This window comes from Paraburkholderia sp. SIMBA_054 (assembly GCF_046534875.1).
Lineage (GTDB): Bacteria > Pseudomonadota > Gammaproteobacteria > Burkholderiales > Burkholderiaceae > Paraburkholderia > Paraburkholderia hospita.
Genome location: NZ_JAWRXV010000106.1, coordinates 1 through 16,938 on the forward strand (window position 1 = coordinate 1; position 16,938 = coordinate 16,938).

The following is a 16,938-nucleotide window of genomic DNA, read 5'->3' on the forward strand; positions in this document are numbered from 1 at the left end:
CGGCGGCAAAGAAAAGTAGGTGCCGCCCCGCACAGGGGCGACGCGTGAAGCACGAAGGCATAGCGCGGATGCCAGCGCAAACACAAGCAAACCAAACCGCTCGCGCCATGAAGGCAAACCGCGGATGCCAGCGCAAAGTCAAAAACAAAAGACCCGTCGCAGACAAAAAAAGAAGCACCTCAATGCGCCGCAATATAAGCCTTAACGGCCGGCAAGCCGTCCTTGCCATCAATAGTCTGCACGCCCACTAGCCACTTATCCAAAGCCTGCGGATTAGCCTTCAACCAGGCCAGCGCAGCCTTATTTGCATCTTCCTTGTTCATGATAGGCACCATCACATGATTCTCGATAGCCGTCGTGAACTGCAAGTTCGAAACAAACTTCGCCGCATTCGGACAACGCGCAGCGTAATCGGGCGGCGTAGCCGTAAACACCTTCGCCTCGCCATAGTTAGGCCCGAACACATCATCCCCGCCAGACAGATAATCGATCTTCATCTGCACATTCATCGGATGCGGCTCCCAGCCGAGGAACACGATCCACTTCTTGTCTCGAACCGCACGGTTCAGTTCCACCAGCATGCCCGCCTCGCTCGACTCAACCAGCTTGAACTTGCCAAGCCCAAACTGATTGCCATCAATCATCTTCTTGATCAACGCATTGCCGTCATTACCCGGCTCGATGCCATAGATCTTTCCATCGAGCTTGTCCGCGTACTTCGCAATGTCGCTAAAGTTCTTCAGCCCGCCGTTGTACACATACTCCGGCACAGCAAGCGTATACTTCGCGCCCGTCAGGTTCGGCGTCGCCAACACCTTAATCGTGCCGGACTTCACGAACGGCTGGATGATCGGGTCCATCGTCGGCGCCCAATACCCGAGGAACACGTCGATCTGCTTGCTCTTGATGCCCGCAAACGTGATCGGCACGGAAGCAATCGTCTTCGTCGGGTTATAGCCGAGACCCTGGAAGATCGTCGATGCCAGCCCCGTCGTCGCGGCAATGTCGGTCCAGCCGACGTCGGCGAAACGGACGTTGCGGCACACGGCGGGATCGGCGGCGTGCGCGGTCGCGGCAGCCGTCGCGCACAGCGCGGCCACCATCATCAGCTTGCGTTTCATCACTTTCTCCTCGGAATGATTTGTTTGCAGCTCGACTGGCTAGTTCGCGTGGCGTCGCTCGACGCTCGGCGCATGACCGAACTGCGCGCGATAGGCCTTGCTGAAATGACACGGCGAATGAAACCCGCACACGGCCGTCACGCGCGCAATCGATGCGTCCGTCGTGCGCAGCAGATCGCGCGCGCGCCGCAATCGCAGCGACAGGTAGTAATGCGTCGGCGACACACTCAGATAAACCTTGAACATCCGCTGTAGATGGCGTTGCGACAATTGCACCAGCCGCGCGAGTTCTTCGAGCGACAAAGGCTCTTCGATATTCGCTTCCATTAGCCGCACTACCTCGATCAGTTCGGCACGCGAGAAACCGACGCGCGCATCGACGGGAATCGGCTGCGGATCGCTCGCACTGCGGATGCGCTCCAGAATGAACTGCTCGGACACTTGCGCAGCAAGGTTCTGCCCGAAACGCGAACCGACGAGATCGAGCATCAGATCGAGCGGCGCGGTGCCGCCCGTGCATGTCAACCGATCGCGATCGATCACGAACAGCTCGTCGGCGAATTGCACATGCGGATATTCCTTGTGCAGCGCCGACAGGTCTTCCCAATGCACGGAGCAGCGATATCCGTCGAGCAATCCCGCCGTCATCAACGCATAAGCGCCCGTGCAAATGCCGCCCAACGGCACGCCTTGCGATGCGGCCTCCGCGAGCAGCGTCTTCACGTTGGTATCGACGGCATTGCGTATCTGCGTGCCGCCGCACACGATCAGCACATCCGGCATGCCTGCCTCTTCGAGCGTGCGTGTCGGCTTGACGGTCAGGCCGTTGCTCGCCCGCACGGGCACGCCGTCCGTCGTGATCACAGACCAGCGATAGTGCTGCGCGCGCGAAACGTAATTCGCCATGCGCAGCACTTCAACCGCGCTCGTAAACGCGATCATCGAAAAACTGGGCAAAGTCAGAAAGCCCACATGCGCAAGATTCGACAACGGCGCTTCAGCCCTGATAGACGTCACGTCGCGCTCCGTGATGCACAAAGAAGAATGTGTTTGGCCACCGCGAAAGCCCAAAGGCTCTCGCGGGACGATCACTATTGGTTCTATTGCAGACGCGCCGGAAATCCGGCGCTTGAGTGAAAACGACAGAGACTTAGCTTTGCGCGACAGCCTGCTGCTCGCGGCGCACGCGCATCACATTGCGCAGGCCCGCGAAGCGCGGCGCGGTGGCCGAGCCAGGAGAGCGGCCGAAGCTCTCGGTAATACGGTCCAGAATGATCGCCAGCAACACGACGGACAGACCGCTTTCGAAACCAAGCCCGATATCTAGGCGCTGAATACTCGCGAGCACATCGTTGCCGAGACCGCCCGCGCCCACCATCGACGCGATGATCACCATCGACAGCGCCATCATGATGGTCTGGTTCACGCCCTGCATGATCGACGGCAAGGCGTTCGGGAATTGCACCTTGTACAGCAGCTGCCACGGCGTGCAGCCGAAGGCCTGCCCCGCTTCGACGATCTCGCGGTTCACATGCTTGATGCCCAGGCTCGTCAGACGCACGGCGGGCGGCATCGCGAAGATCACGGTGGAGAGAATCCCCGGCACGCGGCCAAGTCCGAACAGCATCGCTGCGGGAATCAGGTAGACGAAGGCGGGCATCGTCTGCATCAGATCGAGAATCGGCCGCACGATCATCTGCACATGCTTGTTCTTCGCGGTCCAGATGCCGAGCGGAATGCCGAACAAAAGGCTGATCAGCGTCGACGACAGCGTGAGGCCCAGCGTGATGACCGTCTGGTCCCAGAACCCGGTTGCGTAAATCAGCAAGAGCGACGCGGTGGCGAAAATTGCAAAACGCCAGCCCACACGCCACAAACCGATGCCGATGAAGAACGCCATCAGCGCCCACATCGGAATGGCCTGCAGGCCATGCTCGATCATCGCGGCGAAGCTCTCGATTGCCTTGCCGATCGAATCGAACGTGCTCGCATCGTGATCGAGCAGATAGTGAACGGACTGGTCGACCCAACGGCCGAGTGGAATCATCTCAGACATGGGCGCCCCCTCTGTTACGCGTAATGACCTTCAGGACCGCGGCCTGATCGACGGAACCGCAATAGCGGTCCTCGTCGTCGACCACGGGCAGAGCCGTCGTGCTCGCGCACACGCGCGACACGACATGTTCGAGCGGCGCGCCGCGCGAAATGCATTCGACCTTGTTCAGCGACGGCGACGCGTTGCCGATCGCCTCGCGTGTGACGAAGCCGCGGATGCGGCGTTCGGCATCCAGCACGAACGCATATTCCGCGCTGCCGTTCAGCGACTCGGCAACGCTCGTCTGATCGAGATTACGCACCAGCGGCACGCCGTTCGCCTGCATCAGATCGCCCGCCGTCAGATAGCGGCTCGTATCGACGCCTTCGAAGAACGCGCGCACATAGTCGTCCGCCGGGTTCGCGATGATGTCCTGCGGCGTGCCGATCTGCACGACGCGCCCGCCTTCCATGATCGCGATGCGGGTGCCGATGCGCAGCGCCTCTTCCAGATCGTGGGACACGAACAGAATGGTGCGCTGCTGGTTCTTCTGCAATTCGAGCAGCACGTTCTGCATTTCCTTGCGCTTGAGCGGGTCAAGCGCGGAGAACGCTTCGTCCATGATCATCAGCGACGGGTTCACCGCGAGCGCACGCGCGAGACCTACGCGCTGCTGCATGCCACCCGACAGCTCGGAAGGCAGCTTGCCCGCGAAGGTCGCGAGGCCCACCTGTTCGAGCACTTCGAGCGCGCGCTTCTCGCGTTGCTTGCGGCCCATGCCGCCGACTTCGAGGCCAAACGCCGCATTCGACAGCACCGTGCGTTGCGGCATCAGCGCGAACGACTGGAACACCATGCTCATGTCGGTGCGACGCAGCGAGGTCAGCTCGGAGCGCTTGATGGCGGCGACATCGCGGCCATCGATAATCACCTTGCCGGCCGTCGGTTCGACGAGCCGGTTGATGAGACGGATCAACGTGGACTTGCCGGAGCCGGACAGGCCCATCAGCACGAAAATCTCGCCTTCCTGCACGTCGAAGGAGACGTTGTGGACGCCCACCACATGCCCCGTCTTGGCGAATACTTCGTCCTTCGACGCGCCTCGCGAGAGCATGTCCTGCGCCAACTTCGGGTTAGGCCCGAAAACCTTACATAATCCTTCGACCACGACCTTTGGGGATTTCATCGAGTCCATCTCCTCGTGGTGCAGGCGCCGGCCTGCACATGTGTGACTACATAGTTGCCAGAAAAAACCCCGCCTAGCCGACTAATTGCGACAGACGCTTGCGGAAATGCGACACGAGGAAAAACGAACGGGCGTTAGCGGATACGTGTAGCCCTTATGCAGCAAGGCTTTGCGAGGATGCTGCAGTGCGTGATGAGCGCGTGCGCGTGTCGCTTATTGGAAGGTCGGCATTCAACAAATGACGCATTCGCGGCGCTTTTCCACAAGCGCCGTCAAGGGTTCTCCCTGCCCTGCCGCGCAAACTCGTCGTCCCATCGCTTCTGTTGCGCTGCAACCGCGTCGCGTCGCGATCCTCGCAGCCCTTCCAATGAACGCCATCTCGCGCGACGAATGGGCTAAGCTGATCTGCACCGATGTACGAAAAACGACGCCAAAACAGGAGACCTCATGCGCAAGCTCCGCTCGCAAAGCTGGTTCGGCCGCAACGACAAGGACGGCTTCATCCATCGTTCGTGGATGAAAAACCAGGGCATTCCGCACGATGAATTCGACGGCCGCCCCGTGGTCGGCATCTGCAATACATGGTCGGAGCTGACACCCTGCAACGCGCACTTCCGCGAGCTCGCTGAGTACGTGAAGCGCGGCGTGCGCGAGGCTGGCGGCCTGCCGCTCGAATTTCCCGTGATGTCGCTCGGTGAATCGAACCTGCGGCCCACGGCGATGCTGTTTCGCAACCTGGCTTCGATGGATGTCGAAGAGTCGATACGCGGCAATCCGCTCGACGGCGTGATCCTGCTCGTCGGCTGCGACAAGACCACGCCGGCGCTGTTGATGGGCGCTGCCTCGTGCAACCTGCCCGCGCTCGCCGTGTCGGGCGGGCCGATGCTCAATGGCCGCTTTCGCGGCCGCACGATCGGCTCGGGCACGGGCGTGTGGCAAATGTCCGAGGAAGTGCGCGCAGGGACGATGAGCCAGCAGGAATTCATCGATGCCGAATCGTGCATGAACCGCTCGCGCGGCCATTGCATGACGATGGGCACGGCATCGACGATGGCGTCGATGGTCGAATCGCTCGGCATCGGTCTGCCGCACAACGCGGCGATTCCCGCTGTCGATGCGCGCCGCCAGGTGCTCGCGCATCTCGCCGGACGGCGCATCGTCGAGATGGTCCGCGACGATGTGACGATGGACAAGATCCTCACGCGCCACGCCTTCGAAAACGCGATCCGCACGAACGCGGCGATCGGCGGATCGACGAATGCTGTCGTGCATCTGATTGCGCTCGCGCGGCGCATCGGCGTCGATCTCTCGCTCGACGACTGGGAGCTCGGCTCGGACGTGCCGTGCCTCGTGAACCTGCAGCCATCGGGCGAGTACCTGATGGAAGATTTCTACTACGCGGGCGGCTTGCCTGCCGTGTTGCGGCAACTGGGCGAGCAAGGGCTGCTGCATCGCGACGCGTTGACCGTCAATGGCAAAACCCTCTGGGACAACGTCTGCGATGCGCCCAACTACGATCAGAAGGTGATCACTACTTTCGCTGAGCCGTTCAAGCCGCAAGCGGGCATCGCCGTGCTGCGCGGCAACCTCGCGCCGAATGGCGCCGTCATCAAGCCGTCGGCGGCAACGGCTTCGCTGCTGAAGCATCGCGGCCGCGCGGTGGTGTTCGAGAACGTCGAAGAACTGCACGCGAAGGTCGACGACGAATCGCTCGATATCGACGAGCATTGCGTGATGGTGCTCAAGGGCGCGGGGCCGAAGGGCTATCCCGGTTTCGCCGAGGTCGGCAACATGCCGCTGCCGAAAAAGGTCCTGCAAAAAGGCATTACCGACATGGTGCGCATCTCCGATGGCCGCATGAGCGGCACGGCATATGGCGCCGTGGTGCTGCACGTATCGCCCGAAGCAGCGGCAGGCGGACCGCTCGCGCTCGTGCAGACGGGCGACATGATCGAACTCGACGTCGCCACGCGGCGCCTGCATCTGGACGTATCCGACGATGAACTGGAACGGCGCCGCGCCGCATGGCGCGCACCTGAACTGCCCGCGCGCGGCTATTACCGGCTCTATGTCGAGCATGTGTTGCAGGCGGACCAGGGCGCCGATCTCGACTTCCTGGTGGGCGCGAGCGGCGCGCCCGTGCCGCGCGATTCGCATTGATCATGACGCGACTACCCTCGTTCTCGCCACGCGGCATGTGGCCCGTGCTCTACGCCTACTTCGACGCGGACAACACGCTCGACCGTCAAGCGATCCACACGCAGATCGACGCGACGATCGATGCAGGCGCAAGCGGCATCGTGATTCTCGGTCTTGCGACGGAAGTGAACCGTTTGACGCTTGAAGAGAAGCAGCGTTTTATCGAGTGGACGGGTACGTACATCGCGGAACGCGTGCCGTTCGCCGCGACGATCACGGGTGATACTACCGACGCACAACTCGCATTGGCGGATTACGCAGCGGATCACGGCGCGTCGTCGCTGATCCTGCAACCGCCATCGGTTCGCGACAAGCCCGAATCGTTTTACTTCGATTTTTTCGCCGACGTCATGCAGCGCGTGCGCGTGCCTGCCGGCATCCAGAATGCGCCTGAATATCTGGGCGTCGGGCTCACCGTTCAATCGCTCGTTGCGCTCGCCGCGCAGTGCGGGCAATTTCAGTGGCTCAAAGGCGAAGGCCCGGCCACGATCATTCATTCGACGATCGAACGGCTGCGCGAGCATGGCAGTCCGTTACCCGTCTTCAATGGGCGTGGCGGCCAGGAACTGATCGACAATCTGCGCGCCGGTTGCGCGGGCCTGATCGTCGCACCCGATTCGTTCGACTGGCAAGCCGCGACGTACAGCGCTTTCATCGAAGACGATCAGGCGGACGCGCAAGCGCTTTACGAACGCATCCTGCCGTCCATCGTCTTCGTGATGCAATCGCTGGATGCATTGACCTGCTACGGCAAACGGATCGCAGCGTGGCGCATGGGTTTCGATGTCGAGCACGACCGGGGCATGCGTCCGACTGCATTTGGTCTGTCATGCGCGCGCCGTTTTGCTGCGGCGCTGGGTCCGTTCGCAGACCAGCGCAACACGGCCCGTTGAAACAAAAAAGAGGAAGGCGGTTTCGCAACCGCGCTTCCTCTTTTGACATCAGCGTGGAGCGCTAAGCCTTACTGTGCTGCCGACGCTGCTTCGTCGCTGGCTGCCTTGGCGGGCGCTGCCTTCTTGTGTGCGTGCTTCTTCTTCGTGCTGTGCTTCTTTGCGTGGTGCTTGGCAGCGGGTGCCGACGCTGCTGCGGGCGCTTCTTCCGTTGCTGCGGGAGCCGATGCCTGCGCGAATGCGGCCATCGAGAAAAGACCTGCCAGAGCGGCGGCGATGATGTGCTTGTTCATTGCGTGAATCCTCAAACCTTGGGTTATTGACTAACGGCTTTCTGGCCGTCCGACCTGATAAGGGTCATCGCACTAAACGCGCGGGTTCATGAAGCGTTGACGCGTTTCTGCTGGCAATCTTCATCCTTGACAGTTCTTTACAGGAACTGCAATTTGCGCATCAATGACGGCCTTCGCACTGCCGCTTTGCCGCTTGAATTCCGACGCGCAGATTTATCTTTTTTTAAGGAAATGCATCGGAAAGCATCAACCGGTCGAACAAGACCTACAAAGCGATTGGGTCTGCGAAGCGAAGAAGTGTTGCAAATCACACACGTGAACTACGTCGGATTTGTTCGAAAATATTCAGTAGTTTCATAAAACGCAACTCAATTGTCAGTCTGTTCGCTATCCTTACGTCTTCCGTTCATTTTTCCTTCAGCCCGCAGGACGAACCCCGCGTCAATGCGGAAATGGCGTGCATCGCGCCAACCCGTTCCGACGTCCCATGGACGTTCCACCGACGCTGTCCAGCCTCCCCATCATGAATGCCATTCGCGATTTCCGGATTGCCATTGCAGACGACCACCCCGTTATCCGGCACGCTGTCATCAGCGCGTTGACGGGCATGCCAGGCTTTATCGTCGATGCCGCCGTCAAGTCGGGCAACGAACTGCTGCAGTTGCTGTCCGCGGGCACCTGGGATCTGATCATCACGGACTTGACGATGGGAACGGAGCAGGACGACATCGACGGACTCGACCTCATTGCGCGACTGCGCAAGCGCTATCCCGACATTCCTGTCGTCGTCTTCACCATGCTCGCTAACGATGACGTCCTGATCCGCGTATCCCGCTCAGGTGTCGCGGGCATCGTTGACAAACGCGAGGGCATCGAAGAATTCCGTATCGCCGCGCGCGAAGTCATGCAGCATCGCCGGCCTTATTTCTCCGCGAAGATCCGTGCGCGCCTTCATCGGCCTGACGGCAATGAAAAGGATGGCGGCAAGCCCGCCCTGACGAAAAAGGAAATAAATGTGATCCGGCTGTTCGCCGCAGGCGCGTCGTTGACCGAAATCGCGCGACAGGTGAACCGGTCGGTTTCGACCGTCGCGACGCAAAAAAGCACCGCAATGAAGAAACTTCATCTGGAGACGAACGCGGATCTCGTCAAGTACTCGCAGGTCAATGGCCTGATCTGAAGCGCGACGCCAGTTTGCATTGAAAAGTAAAAAGGCCGCTCACGTCGCGCGAGCGGCCCGTTTCCAGCAAGTGACTTGATGAACCTTAGAAGTTGAAGTTATCGATATTGCTTGCGTCAAACGTGGTCGGCGGTCCAAGAATGATTTCGCCTTGCGCGCCGATGGTGCGCTTGCCCAGCTTGCCCGCGTCGAACGATTCGCCTTCCTTGCCCGTGATCGCGCCCGATGCGAGATTTGCCGCCGCATACGCCGCCAGATAGCCCAACTGACCCGGATCCCACAACTGGAACGCCTTCACGGTGCCGTTCTTCACGAACGCGCGCATCTGGTTAGGCGTGCCGAGACCCGTCACCGCGACCTTGCCCTTGCTCGACGACGTCGAGATATAGCGCGCCGCCGCCGCAATGCCGACGGAGGTGGGCGCCACGATCGCCTTCAAGTTCGGATACGCCTGCAAAAGCCCTTGCGTCTCGACGAACGATTTCTGGTCATCGTCGTTGCCGTACGCGATCTTCACGAGCTTCAACTTCGAATACTCAGGCTTCTTCAGTTCTTCCTGCATCCACTTGATCCACGTATTCTGGTTCGTCGCGTTCGGCGTGGCCGACAGGATCGCGAACTCGCCCTCGCCGCCCATCAGCTTCGACACGAGCTGAATCTGCCCGCGCCCAATGCTCTCCGCGTTGGCCTGATTCACGAACAGTTGGCGGCCATCGGGCGCCGTGTCGGAGTCGAACGTCACGACCTTGATGCCTTGCGACATTGCCTTCTTCAGGTACGGCACGAGCGCATTCGCGTCGTTCGCCGCGATGACGATGGCATCCTGACGCTGCGTGGTCAGCGTATTGATGTACGACACCTGCGACGACGCGCCCGCGTCCGACGGCCCCACCACCTTGCCCTGCCCCTTGAACTCCTTGATCGCGGCCATGCCGCCATCGTCGGCGATCACTTCGTACGGGTTGTTGATCTGCTTGGGCACGAACGCGATCTTCAGATCCGGCTTGATGCCGGCCGCCGACGCGGCGACGCTCACGCCCAGCAAGGCCGCGCAGAGCATCATCGCTCCCGCGTGACGCAGTGGTTTGTTCATCTGTTGTCTCCTGGTGGTGGATCGGACTTTTGGCGTCCGGTTGAATTAAACGGCATCACGTACGGCGGGTTTGCATGACTTACGACGCACTCGGCTTCGTCAACGTTTGAGCGGCGATCAGCTTGCGGTCGCGCATCGCTCGCCAGCGCGCGACCAGGTTCGGAATCAGCACCGATGCGAGCAGCAACGCGCCCGTCACGATGGTCAGCGTTTCGCTGGAGACATCGTCGAGCGTGAGCGCGTTCTTCAATACGCCGATGATCAGCAGCGACAGCAGCACGCCGACCATCGACCCGCGTCCGCCGAAGATGCTCACGCCGCCGAACAGCACGGCGGCAATCACCGACAGTTCGAAGCCTTCGCCGTTGTCGCCGCGCGCGCTCGTAAAGCGCAGCGTGTAGACAATGCCCGCAAGCGCGCTCATGAAGCCCGACAGCATGAAAAGGCGCATCCGCACCTTCGCGACCTCGATACCGGAGAACGCCGCCGCCGTCGAGTTCGCGCCGATCGCATAGAGGCTGCGGCCGAACGCCGTCGCCTGCAACAGCACGGTGAACAACACGGCGCAGACAATGACGATCACGAACGGCAGCGGAATGAACGTACCGAACAGCGTGTCCATGCCGAACGCCGTGTAGCCCGCCGGAAAATCCGCGACGGCCTGATCGCCTAGCAGCACATACGACAACCCGCGAAACAGCGCGAGCGTGCCGATCGTGACGGCGAGCGACGGCAGATTAAGCTTCACGATCACGAGCCCGTTGAACAGCCCCGCGATCACGCCGAACAGCAGCACGAGCACGATCACGACGGGCATCGGCAGGCCCATGTGCCACAGCACGCCCATCAGCGCGCTCGACGCGCCGAGCACCGATGCCACGGAGAGATCGATCTCCGCCGCGACGATGATCAGCGTCATCGGCAACGCCATCAACGCGATCTCGGTGAGGTCGGCGAGGACGTTGCTGAGGTTCGCGCCCGTCAGAAAGACGGGCGACAACACGCGCCCCAACCCGAGCGACAGGATCAGCACGACGACCAGCAAGGTTTCCCAGCGCAGCGGCGTTTCGCGCTTGCGCGTGAGCAGCGCGGAATCGGGTTTAGCCATGATCGCGTTTCCTCATCATGCGTTTGGCGACGGAGCGGGCCAGCAGCGTGTCGGCGGCAATTGCCGCGACGATCAGCGCGCCTTCGATAGCCTGCTCCCAGAACGGCGACACGTGCAGCACGACGAGCGCGATGCTGATCACGCCGAGCACGAGCGCACCGAGCGCCGCGCCGAGTATCGTGCCGACGCCACCCGTGATCGCGACGCTGCCGACCACGGCCGCCGCCACCACCTGCAGCTCGATGCCTTTCGCGGTGCTCGCGTCGACGGTGCCGAAGCGCGCGAGCCACAGCGCGCCCGCAAAGCCCGCAATCGCGCCCGACAGCAGGAAGCCCGACATCACGCGCCGTTCGACATTGACGCCCGCCAGGCGCGCCGCTTCGGGATTCGAACCGATCGCGTAGTGTTCGCGGCCCGCACGGAAATGCTTCAGATAGAACGACAGCGCCAACAGCACGGCAGCGGCGATCAGCGCAAGCGTCGGAATGCCGAGCACGGTGCCTGTCGCGAGACGCGAGTACGCCTCGGGCAGGCTCGTCGCGTTGATCTGGCCGCCGTGTACCCACGCGTAATCGGCGCCGCGGAAGATATAGAGCGTCGATAGCGTCGCCACCAGCGACGGCACGCGCCCCACTGCGATCAGCAGCGCATTGATGCCGCCCGCGATGAGCCCGATTGCGACGCCCGCAACGAGTGCGACCAGCACGGGCATCTGCGGAAACGCGACGTACAGACTGCCGACGGCATACGCGCTGATGCCGACCGTCGAGCCAATCGACAGATCGATGTGACGCATCAGGATGACGACCGTCATGCCCGCCGTCAGCAAGCTGACGATCGACACGTTGAGCAGCACGTCGCGCAGATTCTGCAGGTTCAGAAACTGTGGCCGTGCGAGCGACGTGCCGAGTATCAGCAGGATCAGCACGACGAAGAGCGTCGTCTCGCGGCTCTTCGCGATCGTCCCGACGATGCCGCCGGGGCCGGAGCGCGTGCGTTGCAACGGCGCGTGTTCGATCGACGCCGCGTGTGAATGCGTGGAATGCCGGATCATGCTGCGCGCCCCAGTAATGCCGCCGATTGCCCGAGTGCCGCGCTCATGATGCGCTCCTCGCTCGCATCGGCGCGTGAAATGTCTGCGCTGATGCGGCCTTCGTGCATCACGAGCACGCGGTCCGCCATGCCGAGCACTTCGGGCAATTCGCTCGAAATCATCAACACAGCCATGCCTTCCTGCACGAGTTCGGAGAGGGCGCCATACACTTCCGTTTTCGCGCCGACATCGATGCCGCGCGTCGGTTCGTCGATGATCAGCACTTTCGGGCCCGTCGCGAGCCATTTGCCGAGCACCACCTTTTGCTGGTTGCCACCTGATAGCGTGCCGACGGGCGCTAAAGGATCGCTTGCCTTCAGGCGCAGCCGCGTGCCCCAGCGCGTCGCAAGTTGCGTCTCGCTGCGCGTCGAGATCAGACCGTGGCGCACGAGACGGCCGAGCACCGTCATCGACGCATTGCGCGCGATGCTCAACTCCAGCGCGAGACCTTGCTGACGACGGTCTTCGGGCACGAGCGCAAGGCCTGCGCGCACCGCCGCGGCGGGATTGCCCGTCTTCAGACGCTTGCCCGCGATCTGCACCTCGCCCGAATCGATCGGGTCGATACCGAAGATCGCGCGTGCCACTTCGCTGCGGCCAGCGCCGACGAGACCCGCGAGCGCGACGATTTCGCCTGCGCGCACATCGAATGACACGTCCTTGAACACGCCGACGCGCGTCAAATTGCGCACCGACAGACGCACGTCGCCGGGCTTCACATCGGCCTTCGGATAGAACGTTTCCAGATCGCGTCCGACCATCTTCGCGACCACCGATTCCGTCGTCATCTCCGACGTCGGCGCATCGAACACCTTCGCGCCGTCGCGCATGATCGTGACGTGCTGCGTCAATGCAAACACTTCATCGAGCCGATGCGTGATGAACAGGATCGCGACGTCGCGCTCGCGCAGCTTGCGCACGATCGTAAAGAGCCGCTCGACTTCGGGCAGCGACAGTGCCGCCGTCGGCTCGTCCATGATCAGCACGTTCGCGTTCAGCGACAGCGCCTTGGCAATCTCAATGACTTGCTGATCGGCGATCGACAGACCGCGCACGAGACGATCCGCGCGCAGATCGACGCCCAGGGACGCCAGCAGTCCATCGACTTCGCGGCGCATCGCATCGTGCTGAATGCGGCCGAAGCGATCGACGGGCTGCCGTCCCATGAAGATGTTCTCGGCAATCGACAGGTCGAAGAACAGCGTCGGTTCCTGATAGATGACGGCAAGGCCCGCGTCGCGCGCTTCGGCGGGTGTGGCGAAACGGCGCTCGACGCCATCGATGCGAAGGTCGCCCGTATCGGGCTGATGCACGCCCGCGAGTATCTTCACGAGCGTCGACTTGCCCGCGCCGTTCTCGCCGAGCAGCGCATGCACTTCGCCGGGCCAAAGCACCAGTTCGCCGTCCGACAGCGCGCGCACGCGCCCAAACGTTTTGCTGGCGTGCCGCAGTTCGAGCCTCGGCACGCTTTCAGTGTGTTGCTCCACCCTGTTCTCCTTCATGCTGCGACTGCATGTTGTTCGAGGCTTCTTCAGATGCGATAGAAGCGTTCAGCATTGCGCACGAAGAGCGCGTCTTTCTCCGCATCGCTCGCGTCGCCGACGATCGACGCATACGCGCGCCACAAATCGCCATAGGCGCCGAACTGCCGGTCCACCGGAAAGTTCGATGCGAACATCGAGCGCTCGACGCCGAACGTGTCGATCGTTTCGAGCACGTAAGGCCGCAGGCTTTCGACGGTCCACTTGTGGTCGAACATCGCCAGACCGCTGATCTTCACGGCGACGTTCTGACATTGCGCGAGCGTCTTCATCCCGTCGCGCCACGCGCGATATCCAGCGACGCTATTGCGATCGACGAACATGCCCGTGTGATTGACGATGAACTGCGTATCGTGATGCGCGTTCGCGAGTGCGGCCGCGTCTTCCATTTGCGACGGATAAAGCTGCACGTCGAACGACATCCCGTGTTTGCGCAGCAGCCGGAAGTTTTCGCGCCAGGTCGCCTCGCGTATGAAGTGGCGGCCTACGTAGTCATATAGCTTGTCGTGATGCACATTGAGGATTTGCCGCACGCCGCGCGTGTTGGCGAATGCGGCGTGGCGTTCTAGAACCTCGGCGGCGTTGTCCGCGGAAAGATCGACGGCGGCGACGATGCCGTTGGGCATCGAGCGCGAACCCGGATCGTCTGCAACGCTTTGCAGCCAGCGCGTTTCTTCGACGGGATCTTTCGGATCGTGATTTGCCTCGACGTGCACGCACTTGAGCAATTCGATGTCGCCCGCGTCGTTCAGCAGATCGGCGATCAGGTAGTCGTGCTTGAGCACACGTGCATCGCCGACGAACGACACGCCGGGATTGGCGAGCCAAGGGTAATGATGCGTCTTCAGATCCCACAGGTGAATGTGCGGGTCGACAACTTTCATGGCGCGTCCTTCGTCGCCGGCGCGCGTGCGCGGCGAGCGTCGCAATCAGTGGAAGGGATGCTGCAGTTCAAATACTGGAACCAGCGCTTGCTGGAGCGGCGTATGGTCGGGCGCCGTCTGCATGATGTCGGCCATGTAATCCCACCATTTGCGCATCACGGCGAGCTCGGGCAGGCGCTCCATCGAATGATCCGCGTTGCGCGTCAGTATTGCGAACAGATGGTGCGTGTCTTCGTCGAGAAAGATCCGGTAATCGCGCACACCTGCGTTGTGCAGCGCATCGACGAGTTCCGGCCAGATTGCCCGATGCCGGCGCTCGTACTCGTCGCGCATGCCGGGGTTCAGCACCATCCGGAAAGCGATTGTCTCCATGCCGGGCTTGTCTCCAGTGTCTTTGATCACTTGTTCTTGCCGCTCTCTAAGGTAGCGTCTTGATGCGACTATAATTCGGGCGTCGATAGCATCTCAATCCGTTGTTGGGATTGGGCGATACTCAAACCGAATCGCACCGCTGATCCTCCATGAGCCAGAACGCTGCCAGCATTCCCCTCGTCAACCGGCTCAAGTTCAAGCATCTTGCGCTGCTTGTCGCGCTCGACGACGCGCGCAACGTCCACCAGGCCGCCGATGCCATCAATGTCGCGCAGCCCAGCGCGAGCCGCATGCTCGGCGACATTGAAGAGGCGCTCGGCTTTTTGCTGTTCGAGCGCAACGCGCGCGGCATGCAGCCGACGCCGCTGGGCGTCGTTACGCTTGCCTATGCGCGGCGTGCGCTGGCGGATCTCACGCGCTTTGCCGAGGATCTGGACGCGAAACGCAAGGGCGGGCATGGGCAACTGACCGTTGGCGCGATCATGGGCGCCGCGCCCGATCTGCTGGCGATGGCCGTCGCCGCGCTGAAAACCGAACGGCCGTTGTTGCATGTGTGCATTCTCGGGGAAACGAGCGATCAGGTGGTGCAATTGCTGCATCGCCGCGAAGTCGATCTCGCGCTGGGGCGGTTGACTAATCCGTTGCAGCATAACGATTTCAGTTTTGAGCCGCTGGCGCGGGAGACTTTGGTGCTGGTTGTGCGGGCTGTGCATCCCGTTGCTGGGCGGGCTGCTGTTTCGCTTCGCGAGTTGATGGAGTGGCCTTGGGTGGCGCAGCCTATTACTAGTCCGGCTCGGGTTTTGTTTGAAGAGGAACTCGCCCGGGCGGGGCTTGGGACGCCGGCTAATCTCACCGAGTGTGCTTCTATATTTGCTACGCTGCAGTTGCTTGAGAATTATGATGCTGTGGCGATGTTGCCTGAGTCTGTTGTGCGCGATCATGTGCGCGGCAAGTTGCTCGTTGCGTTGCCTGTGGAGATTGGCAAGAGCCTTGCCGGGTTTGGCATCCTTACTCGTAAAGAGGAGGCTCTGGCTGAGCCTGCGCAGCGGTTTGTCGATTTGCTTCGGGTTTATTCACATCGACTGGCTAATGAGGATAACCTAGCGGTTGGGGTTTGAGGTTTTTTTGTTGTCTGCGACGCTGGGTGGTTTGCTTTGTTTTTGCGCTGGCATCCGGTTTGGTTTTTTTAGCTTTGCGCTGGCAGCCGATTTTTGCTTTTTGGGTGTAGATGGAGCCGGTCGGTGTTTTGGTCTTTGCGCCGGCATCCGCGTTATGGCTTTTCGCTGGCATCCGCGATACGTTAGCTTGCTTCAAGCGTCGCCCCTGTGCGGGGCGGCACCTACTTTTCTTTGCCGCCGCAAAGAAAAGTAGGCAAAAGAAAGCGGCTCACACCGCTAATTCTTGCCCTTGCCTGAGGGCCCCCAAAGGGTCTTACGCTTCACACGACAACCACGTGACTCATGTTTGTTGCCAGCGCTCTTGCGGTGCGCCTCACCCGCTTCGCACGCCCGCGTCGCAGCGTGCCGCGCCAGATATTCCGCCGCCGCCCAGGTGGCAAACTGTGTGTAGGCCGTAGCGCTACACACGCCTCACTTCGGACCGATAGCGCACGCGCCCCACCATGTAAGAGCGCCAAGCTATACGTCGCGATAACCTACACACAGTTTGCCACCTGGGCGGCGCAAACCATTCGCTGCCGCTCGCCCGTGTATGGGAGTTCGAAACGGGTGAGGCGTTTATTCGAAGCGTTGGCAACGCGCGCTGACAGAGATGTTGCCGTGTGAAGCATAAGACCGGTTGGGGGCCCTCAGGCAAGAAGAAAGATTGGCGGTGTGAGCCGCTTTCTTTTGCCTACTTTTCTTTGCGGCGGCGTAACTATTCAGCGGTAACCAGAGGCGAAACGACGAATCCGGCAAAGCCCAATGCCAGCGCATCGATCAGCG

General features: G+C 61.4%; 15 protein-coding genes and 1 pseudogene. 4 read left to right on the forward strand and 12 right to left on the reverse strand.

The window, feature by feature from the left end; genetic code table 11:
- Window positions 1-179: 179 nt before the first annotated feature.
- From SB822_RS52475 to SB822_RS52490, 4 genes and pseudogenes are all read right to left on the reverse strand, one after another.
- Window positions 180-1,121, reverse strand: a complete 942-nt coding sequence (locus SB822_RS52475) for a choline ABC transporter substrate-binding protein (RefSeq protein WP_007745803.1) — start codon at window positions 1,119-1,121, stop codon at window positions 180-182.
- 39 nt (window positions 1,122-1,160) lie between these two features.
- Entirely contained in the window at window positions 1,161-2,138 is a 978-nt protein-coding gene (locus SB822_RS52480) for a GlxA family transcriptional regulator (protein ID WP_007745802.1), read from the reverse strand.
- Window positions 2,139-2,271: 133 nt separating this feature from the next.
- On the reverse strand, window positions 2,272-3,177 hold the full coding sequence (gene choW, locus SB822_RS52485; protein WP_007745801.1) for a choline ABC transporter permease subunit: 906 nt from the start codon (window positions 3,175-3,177) through the stop codon (window positions 2,272-2,274).
- Window positions 3,170-4,459: pseudogene (locus SB822_RS52490) on the reverse strand (quaternary amine ABC transporter ATP-binding protein); the annotation flags it as partial. The gene choW and the pseudogene SB822_RS52490, both read right to left, overlap by 8 nt.
- A gap of 330 nt (window positions 4,460-4,789) precedes the next feature.
- Between SB822_RS52490 and SB822_RS52495 the strand changes: the two are divergent.
- Entirely contained in the window at window positions 4,790-6,502 is a 1,713-nt protein-coding gene (locus SB822_RS52495) for an IlvD/Edd family dehydratase (RefSeq protein WP_007745795.1), read from the forward strand.
- Between the two features lie 2 nt (window positions 6,503-6,504).
- Window positions 6,505-7,434 (forward strand): dihydrodipicolinate synthase family protein, encoded by a 930-nt coding sequence (locus tag SB822_RS52500; RefSeq protein ID WP_410858490.1) that lies wholly within the window; start codon window positions 6,505-6,507, stop codon window positions 7,432-7,434.
- A gap of 68 nt (window positions 7,435-7,502) precedes the next feature.
- Here SB822_RS52500 and SB822_RS52505 read toward each other — a convergent pair whose 3' ends face one another.
- A complete protein-coding gene (locus tag SB822_RS52505; RefSeq protein ID WP_410858491.1) occupies window positions 7,503-7,724 on the reverse strand; it encodes a hypothetical protein in 222 nt (73 codons plus the stop codon).
- 523 nt (window positions 7,725-8,247) lie between these two features.
- On the opposite strand from SB822_RS52505, the gene SB822_RS52510 reads away from it, so the two are divergent.
- Window positions 8,248-8,904 (forward strand): response regulator transcription factor, encoded by a 657-nt coding sequence (locus tag SB822_RS52510; protein WP_410858492.1) that lies wholly within the window; start codon window positions 8,248-8,250, stop codon window positions 8,902-8,904.
- A gap of 85 nt (window positions 8,905-8,989) precedes the next feature.
- On the opposite strand, the gene rhaS is transcribed toward SB822_RS52510, so the two are convergent.
- From rhaS to rhaM, 6 genes are all read right to left on the reverse strand, one after another.
- Window positions 8,990-9,997, reverse strand: a complete 1,008-nt coding sequence (gene rhaS, locus SB822_RS52515) for a rhamnose ABC transporter substrate-binding protein (RefSeq protein WP_410858493.1) — start codon at window positions 9,995-9,997, stop codon at window positions 8,990-8,992.
- 79 nt (window positions 9,998-10,076) lie between these two features.
- Complete coding sequence (locus SB822_RS52520; protein ID WP_114222464.1) at window positions 10,077-11,105, reverse strand: ABC transporter permease; 1,029 nt, start codon at window positions 11,103-11,105, stop codon at window positions 10,077-10,079.
- Entirely contained in the window at window positions 11,098-12,159 is a 1,062-nt protein-coding gene (locus SB822_RS52525; RefSeq protein ID WP_410858494.1) for an ABC transporter permease, read from the reverse strand. Before SB822_RS52525 ends, SB822_RS52520 begins: the two co-directional genes overlap by 8 nt.
- On the reverse strand, window positions 12,156-13,685 hold the full coding sequence (locus SB822_RS52530; RefSeq protein WP_410858495.1) for a sugar ABC transporter ATP-binding protein: 1,530 nt from the start codon (window positions 13,683-13,685) through the stop codon (window positions 12,156-12,158). The genes SB822_RS52525 and SB822_RS52530 overlap by 4 nt, the downstream gene beginning before the upstream one ends.
- 44 nt (window positions 13,686-13,729) lie before the next feature.
- The gene (locus SB822_RS52535) at window positions 13,730-14,623 is read right to left on the reverse strand and encodes an amidohydrolase family protein (RefSeq protein ID WP_410858496.1); all 894 of its coding nucleotides are present in this window, start codon (window positions 14,621-14,623) and stop codon (window positions 13,730-13,732) included.
- A gap of 45 nt (window positions 14,624-14,668) precedes the next feature.
- A complete protein-coding gene (gene rhaM / locus SB822_RS52540; protein ID WP_180732163.1) occupies window positions 14,669-14,995 on the reverse strand; it encodes an L-rhamnose mutarotase in 327 nt (108 codons plus the stop codon).
- Window positions 14,996-15,144: 149 nt separating this feature from the next.
- On the opposite strand from rhaM, the gene SB822_RS52545 reads away from it, so the two are divergent.
- Window positions 15,145-16,113, forward strand: a complete 969-nt coding sequence (locus tag SB822_RS52545; RefSeq protein ID WP_007749472.1) for a LysR family transcriptional regulator — start codon at window positions 15,145-15,147, stop codon at window positions 16,111-16,113.
- Here the strand turns inward: SB822_RS52545 and SB822_RS52550 are convergent.
- Window positions 16,082-16,309, reverse strand: a complete 228-nt coding sequence (locus SB822_RS52550) for a hypothetical protein (RefSeq protein ID WP_410858497.1) — start codon at window positions 16,307-16,309, stop codon at window positions 16,082-16,084. The two genes, SB822_RS52545 and SB822_RS52550, sit on opposite strands and share 32 nt — an antisense overlap.
- Window positions 16,310-16,938 lie beyond the last annotated feature (629 nt).

Excerpts from the sequence above, each read along its gene's own strand:
- SB822_RS52475 (WP_007745803.1), bottom strand. The coding sequence starts at position 1,121 with ATGAAACGCAAGCTGATGATGGTGGCCGCGCTGTGCGCGACGGCTGCC.
- choW (WP_007745801.1), bottom strand. The coding sequence starts at position 3,177 with ATGTCTGAGATGATTCCACTCGGCCGTTGGGTCGACCAGTCCGTTCAC.
- SB822_RS52495 (WP_007745795.1), top strand. The coding sequence starts at position 4,790 with ATGCGCAAGCTCCGCTCGCAAAGCTGGTTCGGCCGCAACGACAAGGAC.
- SB822_RS52500 (WP_410858490.1), top strand. The coding sequence starts at position 6,505 with ATGACGCGACTACCCTCGTTCTCGCCACGCGGCATGTGGCCCGTGCTC.
- SB822_RS52505 (WP_410858491.1), bottom strand. The coding sequence starts at position 7,724 with ATGAACAAGCACATCATCGCCGCCGCTCTGGCAGGTCTTTTCTCGATG.
- SB822_RS52510 (WP_410858492.1), top strand. The coding sequence starts at position 8,248 with ATGAATGCCATTCGCGATTTCCGGATTGCCATTGCAGACGACCACCCC.
- rhaS (WP_410858493.1), bottom strand. The coding sequence starts at position 9,997 with ATGAACAAACCACTGCGTCACGCGGGAGCGATGATGCTCTGCGCGGCC.
- SB822_RS52520 (WP_114222464.1), bottom strand. The coding sequence starts at position 11,105 with ATGGCTAAACCCGATTCCGCGCTGCTCACGCGCAAGCGCGAAACGCCG.
- SB822_RS52525 (WP_410858494.1), bottom strand. The coding sequence starts at position 12,159 with ATGATCCGGCATTCCACGCATTCACACGCGGCGTCGATCGAACACGCG.
- SB822_RS52535 (WP_410858496.1), bottom strand. The coding sequence starts at position 14,623 with ATGAAAGTTGTCGACCCGCACATTCACCTGTGGGATCTGAAGACGCAT.
- rhaM (WP_180732163.1), bottom strand. The coding sequence starts at position 14,995 with ATGGAGACAATCGCTTTCCGGATGGTGCTGAACCCCGGCATGCGCGAC.
- SB822_RS52545 (WP_007749472.1), top strand. The coding sequence starts at position 15,145 with ATGAGCCAGAACGCTGCCAGCATTCCCCTCGTCAACCGGCTCAAGTTC.